9 protein-coding genes are annotated in these 13,344 nt (G+C 63.6%); all 9 read left to right on the top strand.

Features of this window, described 5'->3' with window-relative positions:
- The first annotated feature begins 42 nt into the window (after window positions 1–42).
- Window positions 43–630, top strand: coding sequence for a TolC family protein (locus ACWGKN_RS12330; RefSeq protein ID WP_452095352.1), 588 nt, complete (start codon window positions 43–45; stop codon window positions 628–630).
- A 1,354-nt stretch (window positions 631–1,984) separates the two neighbouring features.
- Complete coding sequence (locus tag ACWGKN_RS12325) at window positions 1,985–2,686, top strand: hypothetical protein (RefSeq protein ID WP_035232007.1); 702 nt, start codon at window positions 1,985–1,987, stop codon at window positions 2,684–2,686.
- Between the two features lie 131 nt (window positions 2,687–2,817).
- Complete coding sequence (locus ACWGKN_RS12320) at window positions 2,818–3,840, top strand: polysaccharide biosynthesis/export family protein (RefSeq protein WP_424255913.1); 1,023 nt, start codon at window positions 2,818–2,820, stop codon at window positions 3,838–3,840.
- On the top strand, window positions 3,837–5,327 hold the full coding sequence (locus tag ACWGKN_RS12315) for an O-antigen ligase family protein (protein WP_035232003.1): 1,491 nt from the start codon (window positions 3,837–3,839) through the stop codon (window positions 5,325–5,327). The genes ACWGKN_RS12320 and ACWGKN_RS12315 overlap by 4 nt, the downstream gene beginning before the upstream one ends.
- Window positions 5,328–5,332: 5 nt before the next feature.
- Window positions 5,333–6,070: a tyrosine-protein phosphatase gene (locus ACWGKN_RS12310; RefSeq protein ID WP_452095351.1), complete on the top strand. Its 738-nt coding sequence runs from the start codon at window positions 5,333–5,335 to the stop codon at window positions 6,068–6,070.
- Between the two features lie 524 nt (window positions 6,071–6,594).
- A complete protein-coding gene (locus ACWGKN_RS12305; RefSeq protein ID WP_424255919.1) occupies window positions 6,595–6,879 on the top strand; it encodes a GIY-YIG nuclease family protein in 285 nt (94 codons plus the stop codon).
- A gap of 1,255 nt (window positions 6,880–8,134) precedes the next feature.
- Window positions 8,135–10,429, top strand: a complete 2,295-nt coding sequence (locus ACWGKN_RS12300; protein ID WP_452095350.1) for a GumC family protein — start codon at window positions 8,135–8,137, stop codon at window positions 10,427–10,429.
- Window positions 10,430–10,467: 38 nt separating this feature from the next.
- Window positions 10,468–11,676, top strand: coding sequence for a hypothetical protein (locus ACWGKN_RS12295; protein ID WP_452095349.1), 1,209 nt, complete (start codon window positions 10,468–10,470; stop codon window positions 11,674–11,676).
- Entirely contained in the window at window positions 11,676–13,295 is a 1,620-nt protein-coding gene (locus ACWGKN_RS12290) for a DnaJ domain-containing protein (RefSeq protein ID WP_452095398.1), read from the top strand. Before ACWGKN_RS12295 ends, ACWGKN_RS12290 begins: the two co-directional genes overlap by 1 nt.
- The last annotated feature ends 49 nt before the right edge of the window (window positions 13,296–13,344 follow it).

Genomic DNA, 13,344 nt, shown 5'->3' with positions numbered 1-13,344 from the left:
ATCGTCTTCGCCCTGGCGATCGTCTTCCTGTTCCTCGCCGCGATGTACGAGAGCTGGGCGGGGCTGCCGTCGGCGCTGCTCGAGCGCTACCCCGACCTGCGCCAGGCCGAACAGCAGCTGATCGCCGCCAATGCCCGGGTCGGCGAGGCCAAGGCGCTGTTCTTCCCGGCCATCACGCTGACCGGGACCTTCGGCGCGGTGAGCACCGAACTCGGCGACCTGGTCAACGGCGAAGGGGCCACCGTCGCCTCGCCGGGCGTCGACCTGCTGCAGCCGCTCTACGCCGGCGGCAGCCTGACCGCCAATTACCGGGCGGCCCTGGCCCGGCTTCAGCAGGCCGGGCTGAGCTACCGCCAGACCGGGCTCAACGCCCTGCGCGAGGTGGCCGATGCCCTGAGCCGCTACGGCCGCAGCGCCGACGAGATCGCCGCCCAGCGGCGGCGTGAGACCGCGGCGAGGGAAGGGCTGCGGCTGGCGGAGATGCGCTACCGGGCCGGGGTGGTCAGTTATCTCGAGGTCCTCGATGCGCAGCGCCAGCTCTATGCCGCCGAGACCGACCGGGCGCAGTCGGAACTGGGGCGCCGGACGGCGGCGGTGCAGCTGTATCTCGCCCTGGGCGGGGGGTGGTGAAAAGGGAGATCTCCTGCCGGGAAAAACAAGATTTCTCGCTTCGCTTCGAAATGACAGGAGTAAGGCTGTCATCTCGACCTTCCGCCGCTGTCATCTCGACCGCAGGGAGAGATCTCAAACAGGCCTCGGAACATCCCCCGCAGGGAAAAACAAGATTTCTCGCTTCGCTTCGAAATGACAGCGGGGGCGGGATCTCGGCCTTCGCCCTGCCGGGGACATCGGGATTTCTCGCTTCGCTTCGAAATGACAGGAGTAAGGCTGTCATCTCGACCTTCCGCCGCTGTCATCTCGACCGCAGGGAGAGATCTCAAACAGGCCTCGGAACATCCCCCGCAGGGAAAAACAAGATTTCTCGCTTCGCTTCGAAATGACTGCGGGGGCGGGATCTCGGCCTTCGCCCCACCGGGGACATCGGGATTTCTCGCTTCGCTTCGAAATGACAGGAGTAAGGCTGTCATCTCGACCGCAGGGAGAGATCTCAAACAGGCCTCGGAACATCCCCCGCAGGGAAAAACAAGATTTCTCGCTTCGCTTCGAAATGACAGCGGGGGCGGGATCTCGGCCTTCGCCCTGCCGGGGACATCGGGATTTCTCGCTTCGCTTCGAAATGACAGGAGTAAGGCTGTCATCTCGACCTACCCCCGCTGTCATCTCGACCGCAGGGAGAGATCTCAAACAGGCCTCGGAACATCCCCCGCAGGGAAAAACAAGATTTCTCGCTTCGCTTCGAAATGACAGCGGGGGCGGGATCTCGGCCTTCGCCCTGCCGGGGACATCGGGATTTCTCGCTTCGCTTCGAAATGACAGGAGTAAGGCTGTCATCTCGACCTACCCCCGCTGTCATCTCGACCGCAGGGAGAGATCTCAAACAGGCCTCGGAACATCCCCCGCAGGGAAAAACAAGATTTCTCGCTTCGCTTCGAAATGACAGCGGGGGCGGGATCTCGGCCTTCGCCCTGCCGGGGACACCGGGATTTCTCGCTTCGCTTCGAAATGACAGCGGGGGCGGGATCTCGGCCTTCGCCCTATCGGGGACACCGGGATTTCTCGCTTCGCTTCGAAATGACAGGAGTAAGGCTGTCATCTCGACCGCAGGGAGAGATCTCCTGTTGTCTGGTCAACGTCGCGAATTGCCCCCTTTTGTCGGAAAAATCGAGTGATACAATGTATCATGTCGCATTATTTATTCCAATTTGGAGTTGCATGGATGTCCTCCTCATGCTAAAAAGAACTTGGATTCATGCCAGGGAATAATGAAAAGCCATTTATAAAATGGGATACATAGTTATCAAAAGGGGGTTGTATGCGTAAGAGTCTAAGAAGCATTGCACTCTGTCTCGTGATTGCATTCAGTTTGAGTTCGACCGTTTCGTTCGCGGCCCGGGGCGGCAGCATCGGCCAGGGCAATATCTCCGTTCTCAAGGACGGTCAGGTAGTCGACACCCTCAAGGGGCAGAACCCGATCGATGAGAGCTCGATGCTGGTCTGCGACGGCAAGTGCATGATCAAATCTGCCGGCATCTCACTGGTGGCGGCCGATCAGGCCAAATTCGCGATCAAGAACGAGGCCGATACCTTCCGGCTCTTTCTGCAGTCCGGCAGCGTCGACTACGTCATCACCGAGAAGGCCCGCAAGATCGCCTTCCACACCCCGGAGGGCGTGTACAGCGTCGCCGAGATCATCTTCAACGCCGCCAGCGATCCGGTCGTCCGGGGCACCGTCGTCGTCACCAAGGACGGCAAGACCGAGGTCGGCGTCACCGAGGGCCGGCTGGTGTTCGCCACCGCCGACGGGATGAAGACCGTCAACGCCAACGAGAAGATCGTCCTCGCCATTTCCACCCCGCCGCCGGCCGCCCCGCCGCAAAACGAGGGCATTGACAAAAGAAACGGTGCCTACTGGTTCGCCGGCACTGTCGCCGCCGGGGCGCTGGTGATTGCCCTGCTTGACGATGATGACGGCAACGGTACCCCCGGCCTCGGCGCAGGACCAGCCCCGAGTCCGCAACCATCGCCGGGGCCGAGACCGACACCCCCCGCCAGTCCCAGCACCTGATCCCAGGTACCTGATCGGATAAGAGCTTGACATGAAAGAGGACCGCTGAAAATCCCATTCAGCCGGTCCTTTTTCGGGTTAAATGATTGACGTTTTCCGTTGGAATTCCCCCGATGTTGAAAGGATCGTTAATGAGAAGAGTTGTCTGTTTCCTCATTGCCGCGCTCTGCCTTGTGGTGTCCGGCTGCGCCAAGGAACAGTTCGAGGCCAACACCGACCTCGAGCAGTTCCAGCAGGCCAGCCAGGCGATCGAGCAACAGGAGCCGGCCACCGACAAGGTCGAGGCCCAGCCGGCGGCCGCCGCCATGGCGTCCGATGACATCGGCGATTACGTCCTCGGGCCCGGCGACCTGATCCAGCTCACGGTCTTTGAGACAAAGGACCTGAACACCGAGGTCCGGGTGTCGTCACGCGGCCAGGTCAGCCTGCCGCTGATCGGCACGGTCGATGTCCGCAACTTGACCGCGGCCGAGGCCGAGGAGAAGATCGAGCAGCTCCTCGCCGCCAAATATCTCCAGGACCCGCACGTCTCGATCTTCATCAAGGAGCATGTCAGCCGCCAGATCACCCTTGTCGGCTCGTTCAAGAAGCCGGGGACCTACGATTACGTGTCGAAGCGCAACCTCCTCGATGTCATCGCCATCGCCGAGGGGCTGACCGAAAGCGCCGGCACCGCCGCCTACATCACCCGCTTCGACGACAAGAGCAAAAAGAATATCAACTACTTCGTCGACCTCGACCAGCTGATCAAGAAGGGCAACATGGCCCAGAATATCATGGTGCTGGGCGGCGATGTCATCTTCATCCCCGAGACCGGCCAGTGCTTCGTCGACGGGGCGGTCCGCAAGCCGGGGACCTACCCGATCAAGAGCGGGATGACCATCACCGAGGTCGTCACCCTCGCCGGCGGCCTGGCCGGCTATGCCGACACCGACAAGATCAAGCTCATCCGCCACATGGGCCCCGGCCTGGACCGCCAGGTGCTGAGCCTGAGCTACAACGATCTCCAGGCCGGGGTCGGCGACAGCCTGCTGATCAAGGACCAGGATATCATCTTCGCCGAATCCAGTTCCAGCGGCATGCTGTTCTCCGGCTCGGGCTTCACCCTCGGCTTCCTCGGCACCGGCGTCAGCTACCGCAACCCGAAGCAATGACCGTCGCACAGAAGGTACGACACGGCATCAGCGGGCTGCCGGCGCTGCGGCAGGCCCCGAACTTTCTGGCGCTGCTGATCGTCGTCACCGTTCCCCTGTTGTTCGGGGCGGTCCACCCGATCGTCCAGGGGACCTATGTCGCCGTCATCCTACTCGGCCTCGGCGGCTGGCTGCTGTACACCCTGCCGTCGCCGGCGGCCGAGGGCCTGTCGTGGCGGCGGCTGGCGGTGCCGATCGTCCTGATGCTCTACGCCGCCCTGCAGTCGCTGCCGCTGCCGCTGGGGCTGATCGCGCTGCTGTCGCCGGCCAGGGCCGAGCGGGTGGCGGCGGTCAATGACCTGGCTGGGGCCGGGCTGACCCTGGCGCCGCTGGGGGACAACGGGATCATCGGCCTGCAGACCGCGATCTTCCTTCTCGCCCTGATGGTCCTGTTCCTCGCCCTGACCGCGCTGCTGCGCCGCGATCAGCGGTTCCCGGTCCTGCTGCTCTACGGCATCGCCGCCGTCGGCCTGGCGGAAGGCCTCTACGGCCTGCTGCAGGTGATGAACCCGGGGATCGGGATGCTGTGGCTGGGGGTCAACGGCCCCGAGGCCCACGGCACGATCATCTACCGCAACCAGTATGCCGCCCTGCTCAACATCTGCTGGCCGCTGGCGATCGCCGGGGCGCTGCTCCACCTTACGCCGTCGGCCGGCCGCTCCGCCGCCGCACCGCCGGGGATCAGCGCCTTGCCGCAGCGCCTGGCCCGCTCCCTGTCGCGGCTGCAGCCGCAGGTGCCGGTCCTGCTGTGCGCCGCCGGGGTGATGATCCTCGCCGTGCTGTTCTCGCTGTCGCGCGGCGGCATCCTGGCGATGCTGACGGTCAGCGTGCTGCTCAACGTCCTGCTGCCCCTGTCCGGCCGCACCCGGCTGGTGGCGACGCTCGCCATCGTCGCGTTTGTCGGCGTCTACGGCTCGATGCTGGGGATGGACGGGATTGTCGCCCGGTTCGGCACCATCGGCGACTCGGGGGCGACCCGTCTCCATATCTATCAGGCCAGCCTGCCGCTGCTGTTCGACCACTGGCTGACCGGGATCGGCGTCGATGCCTACAAGCTCCTGTCCGGGGTCTATCTCAAGGGGTTTCCGGAGAATGTGCTGTTCGACCGGGTCCATAACGAGTATCTGGAAACGGCGATCGAGCTCGGCCTGCCGATGGCGGCGCTGTTTGTCGGCTGGCTGATCGCCGGGGTCTGGAGCATCGGCCGGCGGCTGCGCGCGCCGGTTGCGGCCGATGCCGCGGCGGAAAAGGCCCGGATCGTCGGCACCGCCGCCTTCTGCGCCCTGCTCGGTTTTCTGGTGCACGGACTGGTCGATTTCGGCTGGCGGCTGCCGGCCAACGCCGTCTATGCCGTGACCCTGCTGGCGCTGATCTCCTGGGCCGTGGCGGAGCTGCACAACGGCGGTCGGCGCCGGGATGAACAAAAGACCGCGGCGGTCGAGGGCTGACGGCCATGGCCTTCTCCTGCCGCGAGGTCATCGATATCCACGCCCACATCCTGCCGGGGATCGATGACGGTCCGGCGGCGCTGGAACAGAGCCTGGCCCTGGGGCGGTACTACGCCCGCCTCGGCATCGCCAGGGTGATCTGCACCTCGCACTTCATCCCCGGCACCGCCTGGGCGGCGTCGCGGGAGATCGTGCTGGAGAAGATGGCCGCGGTGCAGGACTGCTTCGACAGCAACGCCGTCGACGTGACCCTGCTGCCGGGGATGGAGATCGCCTTCCACCGCAAGCTGGTCGAGCGCCTGGAGCACGGGCAGCTCCTGCCCCTGGCGGGAAGCAGCCGCTTCCTGGTCGAGCCGTCGTTCAACGATGGTGTCGACGAACTGCTGGAAACGCTCGAGATCCTCACCGGCCGGGGCTACGGCATCATCCTCGCCCATCCCGAGCGGATCCCGGCGATCCAGGAGATGGCCGAGGCCGTGGCCGGGTTCGTGCTGAAGCACGGGGTGGAGATCCAGCTCAACGCCGGCAGCCTGCTGGGCAGGTTCGGCAGCGACAGCCGGCGCACGGCGCTGCGGTTCATCGACCGGGGCTGCGTCCAGTACCTGGGGTCGGACGCCCACGGCGCCGAGGCCCGCCGCCCGCCCGATGCGGGGGAGTGGCTGGAACTGGAGCGGATCGCGGGCAGCGACCGGCTGCGGCAGTGGTGCTGCAGCAACCCGGCGGGGTTGGTGAGCGGGGAGTGAGAGGACTGGGGATTGCTCCAAGGCTTGTTTAAGATCTCTCCCTGCGGTTCGAGATGACAGCGGGGGTAGGGCGCAGTGACGGCAAGAAAAGTCACGATGACAGCGGGGGTAGGGCGAGGCGACAGAGGATGTGAGGGACGCCAGCCAGGGGTTGGTCGCGATGACAGGGTTCGTCGTTCCCGGTAGGGCAATGATGCCTCCATCCGCTGTCATTTCGAAGCGGAGCGAGAAATCTTGCTTTTCCCGGCAGGGCGAAGGCCGAGAAGCCGCCCCCCGCTGTCATTTCGAAGCGAAGCGAGAAATCTTGCTTTTCCCGGCAGGGCAAAGGCCATGAAGCCTCCCCCCGCTGTCATTTCGAAGCGAAGCGAGAAATTTTGTTGTTCCCGGTAGGGTGAAGGCCATGAAGCCTCCCCCCGCTGTCATTTCGAAGCGAAGCGAGAAATCTTGCTTTTCCCGGCAGGGCGAAGGCCGAGATGCCTCCCCCGCTGTCATTTCGAAGCGAAGCGAGAAATCTTAATCTGATAATGCATAATTATTACGTTTACATGCTAACGAACTGGAACAACAAAGTCTTGTATGTCGGCGTAACCAACAATCTCGAGCGGCGGCTACACGAGCACAGGATGAAACTGGTTCCGGGCTTTACCGGAAAGTACAACGTGAATAAACTGGTGTACTTCGAGGAAACCCAGGATATCGTCGCCGCGTTGGAACGGGAAAAAGAGATCAAGAAATGGCGGCGGGAGAAGAAGAATGCTCTGGTTGCCGGTTCCAATCCTGATTGGAAGGATTTGAGTGATGGGTGGTGAGTTCTTCGTGGCAGGTTTAAGATCTCTCCCTGCGGTCGAGATGACAGCGGGGGCAGGTCGAGATGACAGCGGGGGCAGGTCGAGGCGACAGAGGAAGAAAGGGTAAAAGCCTAGGCATTGGTCGCTATGACAGTGTTCGTTGTTCCCGGTAGGGCGAAGGGTGTAATGCTGCCCCCGCTGTCATTTCGAAGCGGAGCGAGAAATCTCGTTATTCCCGATAGGGCAAAGGTCGAGATGTCACCCCCGCTGTCATTTCGAAGCGGAGCGAGAAATCTTGTTGTTCCCTGCGGGGGATGGTTCGAGGCAGGTTTAAGATCTCTCCCTGCGGTCGAGATGACAGCGGGGGCAGGTCGAGATGACAGCGGGGGTAGGTCGAGGCAACAGAGGATGTAAGGGCGAAAAGTGTTCCCGGTAGGGTGAAGGGTGTAATGCCGCCCCCGCTGTCATTTCGAAGCGAAGCGAGAAATCTTGTTGTTCCCTGCGGGGGATGTTCGAGGCAGGTTTAAGATCTCTCCCTGCGGTCGAGATGACAGCGGGGGTAGGGCGCGATGACAGCGGGGGCAGGGCGCGATGACAGCGGGGGTAGGGCGAGATGTCACCCCCGCTGTCATTTCGAAGCGGAGCGAGAAATCTTGTTGTTCCCTGCGGGGGATGTTTCGAGGCAGGTTTAAGATCTCTCCCTGCGGTCGAGATGACAGCGGGGGCAGGTCGAGGCGACAGCGGGGGTAGGTCCAGGCAACAGAGGATGTAAGGGCGAAAAGTGTTCCCGCTAGGGCGAAGGGTGTAATGTCACCCCCGCTGTCATTTCGAAGCGAAGCGAGAAATCTTGTTGTTCCCTGCGGGGGATGTTCCGAGGCAGGTTTAAGATCTCTCCCTGCGGTCGAGATGACAGCGGGGACAGGTCGAGGCGACAGCGGGGGCAGGTCGAGATGACAGCGGGGGCAGGTCGAGGCGACAGCGGGGGCAGGTCGAGATGACAGCGGGGGTAGGTCGAGATGACAGCGGGGACAGGTCGAGGCGACAGCGGGGGCAGGTCGAGGCGACAGCGGGGACAGGTCGAGGCGACAGCGGGGGCAGGTCGAGGCGACAGTGGTGAATAGTTGCGATAACAGTGTATCAACCGCGATGACAGTGCATAAACCAAAAGTGCATAAACCCGAAAGTACATAAACCGAAAGTGCATAAACCCGAAAGTGCATAAACCCGAAAGTGCAATACCAACACAGAGCAATAGCGTAACAAATATAGAGACACTATGACAGCCGACAGAAACCGGAACTACCCCGAAGCCGAGCGCAGCCTCATGGTCCGAGGCGAGGCCAACACCTATCTCCCCAGCACCGAGGTGCGGGAGGTAGTCCCCGGCTTCAACGACGAGATCGACCTGCGCGACTACCTCGACATGCTGGTGCGGCGCAAGACCGCGGTGCTGTCGGTGCTGGCCGTCGTCTTCCTCCTCGTCGCCCTCAACACCTTCCTCGCCACCCCCCAGTTCAAGGCCAAGGGGGTCATCCGGGCCTCCAACCAGAACTCGACGGTCACCAAATTCGAAAACCTCGACAAAAGCGACCTGCGGACCCTCGAGTTCCAGCAGACCCAGGTCAACCTGCTGCAGAGCAACCAGCTCGCCACCCGGGTGATCGAAAAGCTCGATCTCGCCCACAACCCGGTGTTCAACCCCGCCGCCGCCGACAAAGACGGCAAGGGCAAGTCGAAATCGCTGCTGGCCGGCCTCACCGGTTTCGTCCGCGCCGACCAGAAGGAGGAGGAGCTCAGCGTCCTCGAAGAGGACGGCCGGGCCCAGGTGCTGGCCGATCAGCTCCTCCGCTCCTTCAAGGGCAACCTGTCCGTCACCCCGGTCCGCAACAGCGAGCTGATCGAGGTGTCGTTCACCACCCCCGACCCGGCGCTGACCGCCGCCATCACCAACTCGGCGATGGACGAGTTCATCCAGATGCACATGGACACCGGCCTGGAGGCCTCGCGCACCGCCGGCCAGTTCCTCGACAAGCAGATCCGCGCCGCCCAGATCAAGCTGGAGGAATCGGAGCTGGAGCTCAACGAGTTCGGCAAGAAACTCGGCATCGTCTCCCTCAACCCGGCCCACAACCTGGTGATCAAGCAGCTCGAGGAGGTCAACAACTCGCTGGCCAAGGCCTCGTCCGACCGGATCGCCAAGGAGGCGATGTTCAAGCAGAACATGCAGCTCGACGAGAAGTCGCTGGAGCAGATCGTCAACAACGAGCTGATCCAGAACCTCAAGAACCAGTATTCGACCCTGGAGGCGGAGTACCGCGACCTCGGCGTCACCTTCAAGCCGGGCTACCCCAAGATGCAGCAGCTGAAGGCCAAGATGGACGAGATCGCCGGCCGCATCGACAAGGAAAAACAGCAGATCATCGATTCGATCCGCAACAACTACGAGACGGCGCTGAAGACCGAGCAATACCTCCAGGCCAGCGCCGAGGAACAGAAGAAGAAGGCCCTCGAGCTGGAGGAGAAGGCGACCCAGTACAAGATCCTCGAACGCGAGGTCGAGACCAACAAGTCGATCTACCAGAGCCTGCTGCAGCGGTCGAAGGAGATCGAGGCGACGGTCGGCGCCGCCGTCACCAACATCCAGATCATCGACCGGGCGACGACGCCGCTCTACCCGTACAAGCCGCAGGTCGCCAAGAACCTGCTGCTCGGGCTGATCCTCGGCCTGTTCCTCGGCATCGGCGCGGCCTTCACCCTCGAGTTCTTCGACAACACGATCAAGAACCCGGACGAGATGGCCAACCGCTTCCATATCCCGGTCCTCGGGCTGGTGCCCTACGACAAGGAGGTGGCGGAGGACGGCCGCAAGATGGCGTTTCGCTTCTACAACGATCCGCGCTCCCCGGTGGCCGAGGCCCTGCGGACGACGATGACCTCGGTGCGGCTGTCGGCCGCCGACAGCCCGCCGAAGACGATCCTGCTGACCAGCATCCTGCCCGATGCCGGCAAGAGCTCGATGGCGGTCAACGCCGCCTTCTCCTACCTGGCCGACGAGGAGACCTGTCTGATCATCGATGTCGACCTGCGCAAGCCCAGCCTGCACAAGATCTTCCAGACCTCGCGCAAGAAGAAGGGGCTGAGCAGCGTCCTGAGCGGGATGGCCAAGCTGGAGGAGGTCGTCACCAAGACCGAGTACCCCGGCCTCGACATCATCACCAGCGGCCCGCTGCCGCCCAACCCGGCCGAACTGCTCAGTTCGAAGCGGATGCGCGAACTGCTGGCGACCGTCTCCGAACACTACGACCGGATCATCCTCGACGGCCCGCCGTACCAGGGCTTCGCCGAGATCCTGGTGCTGTCGCACATGGTCGACGGGGTTATCCTCATCGTCGTCGAAGGGGTGACCCCGCGCGAGGGCGTCAGGCATTTCCGCAAGGCGGTGATCAATGTCGGCGGCCGGATCCTCGGCACGATCATCAACAAGAGCGGGCGCAAGAAGGGCTTCGGCTCCTACGGCGGCTACAAGTACTACACCTACGACTACAAGTACGGCGAGGAGAGCGCGAGCTGACCGTGGCCGACGTCCCGTCACATAGGAAGCACCGGTCCGTGCGGATCGCCGCCTTCCTCGCCCTGGCGGCCCTGGCGGCCGTGCAGCTGCGCATCGCCCTGCAGGAGCAGGCCGAATACAGCGACGCCGGGGCCTCGGCGGCGATGATCGCCATGCTGCGCAGCCCGTTCCTGCTCATCTGGCACGGCAAGCGCCTGCACCTGCTCGAAGGGGAGGTGGCGCAGGCCGAGGCGCTGTACCGCCGGGCCCTGGTCCACAACTCCCTCTACATCCCGGCCTGGCTCGGCCTGGCCGAGCTGCGCAACGACCGGGGGAAAAAGGCCGAGGCGGCGGCGATCCTCGATCATGTCGATGGGCTCAGCGCCGGGATCAACCGCTGGCGCTGGGACAAGGCGCTGCTGACCTACCAGCTGGGCCGCTACGACATCCTGGCCCGCGATCTCGCCTGGATCATCGCCGAAATCCCGGCGCAGCGCCAGGACGCCCTGAAGATGGCCTTCTCGCTGTGGCCCGACCCGGCCGCGCTCCACGACCATATCGGCCGGGACAATATCATCCACCTGTTCCACCATGCGGCGCGGACCGGCAAGGTCGAGGCGGCGCTGGCCTTCTGGCCGGAGGTCGAGAAGCTGGGGGTGGACAATTACCGTCCCGAGGTCCTCGTCTTCCTCAACAGCCTGATCCAGCACGACCGGCTGGCCGAGGCGGCGGCGATCTGGCGGACGTACTTCAACGGCGAATCCCTGCTCGCCAACGGCGATTTCGACAAGGAACCGACCAACACCGCCTTCGACTGGCGGATCAGCGCCCCCAAGGGCAGCAGCTGGCGGATCGAGGCCGCGGATGACGGCAAGGGCCGGGCCATGCGCCTGCACTTCTCCGGCACCGACAACCTCGGCTACCAGCACCTGACGCAGATCGTGCCGCTGGCTCCCGGACGGAAATACCGACTGATCGGCAAGTACAAAACCGACAAGCTGACCACCGACCAGCGCCCCTACCTCGAGGTGATTGGTTTCCAGTGCCCGATGGCGCCGGTGCGCTCCGCCGGCGTGGCCGCGAGCCAGCCGTGGACCGCCCTGTCGCTGCCGTTCGAGGTCCCGGCCGATTGCCGGGCCGTCGTGGTCCGGGTGCGGCGCGACCCGAGCACCCACCTCGACAACCTGCTGGCCGGCGACCTGTGGCTGAAGGAGATGGCGATCGAAAAGACCGGCGAGATCCACGCCGCCCCGGTGGTGGTGCAGTGATGCGGGCCGTCGACCGCGATAATGTCACCCGGCTGTTGCAGCAGCTGGCCCGCGACGCCTCGACGGAAGGGCTGATCGTCTTCGTCGCCGACACCAGCGGCATGCTCCAGACCTGCCGTGCCGTGCTGACGCTCGACCGCGACGGGGACGACGAGGCGAAAGCCTGGCTGCACACCGCCTGCGCCGCCCGGGAAATCGCGCCTGGCCAGCTGCTCCACGAGGCGCGCAAGATTGTCCAGCTGTTCCAGGCCGATACCGGCGATGGCGACTACTACGCCGTGCTCGGGCTGAGCCCCGACGCCACCGAAGACGAGGTCAAGCGCAGCTATCGCCAACTGAGCCGCCGCTACCATCCCGATACCGCCCCGACGGCCGGCGCGGCGGGCACCGACCGGTTCATCCGGATCACCCGGGCCTACCACGCGATCATCGCCGGCGAGGAGCCAGCTCCCCCGGCCATCCCTTTCTCCCCGGCGGCTTCATCTCCGCCGATCCGCAAGGGGGGGCAGCGGCGGCGGCTGTTCGGCCCGCGCGTGCCGCTGCGGGCCGTGGTCGGCCTGGCGCTGCTCGCCGGCATCGTGGTGGCCGCCTGCCTGGTGGTCTCGGAGGTCTATTCGCGCCGGGTGATGCTCAAAACCCTGCACGACGGCGGGGTGGCCTTCGTCCCACCGAAGGCGCAAAAAACGGTGCGGGAAGAACCGGCGGCGCTTACCTTCGCCGAGAAACTGCGCCGGGAGCGTGAGGCGGAGGCTGTGGCGGCGAAGAAAGACGAACGTGGGAAAACAATCGTTGCCGCCGCCTCGGCGCAACCTACCCCCGTTGCCTCGACACAACCTGCCCCCGTTGCCCCGGCACAACCTACCCCCGCCACCTCAACACAACCTACCCCCGCTGCCGCGTCACAACCTTTCCCAACTCAGTCATCGCGACCTACCCCCGCTGTCATCTCGACCGCAGGGAGAGATCTCAAACCAGCCTCGGAGCAACCCCCGCAGGGAAAAGCGAGATTTCTCGCTTCGCATCGAAATGACAGGGAAGGGGCCTCATCACAACCTTCCCCAACTCAGTCATCGCGACCTACCCCCGCTGTCATCTCGACCGCAGGGAGAGATCTTAAACCTGCCATGGAGAAATCTCAAGCCACCAAGGCAACCCCAGTCATCAAACCAGTCCCGGCCACCAATACCACCCCGATCCTCACCGCGACCAAACCGCCACCGCCACCCACCCCAGCCCAGCCCCCGCATACCGAGGCGCAGCTGCAGCAGCAACTAAACCGCTTCCTAACCGCCTACTGCCAGGCCTACGGAGCAAGAAACCTGACCAAATTCCAACAATTCTTCACCCCCAAGGCGACCGAGAACGGCACCCCGGTCTCCGACTTGATGCCGACCTACAGCAAACTGTTCGCGTCGACGAAGGGACTTTCCCTGCGGATCTCGACCCTGAAATGGCATCAGCCTGCAGCCGGCCGGATCGCCCTGAATGGCCGATTCGAGATCGATCTCGATTACCGGGATGCCGATGCCGTACACGGCGCGGGAAAGATCGACTTCCAACTGGCCTACGACGACACCTCGCTGAAGGTACAAAAAATGACCTACAGTTTTGATCAATGATGATGACACATTCAGTTTGCATAGAGTCCGCGACTCATCGTGTCATTTC

It is taken from the genome of Desulfoprunum sp. (assembly GCF_053613775.1).
The sequence above is the reverse complement of the archived record's forward strand: the minus strand, read 5'-3'. Positions and strand labels throughout refer to the sequence as shown.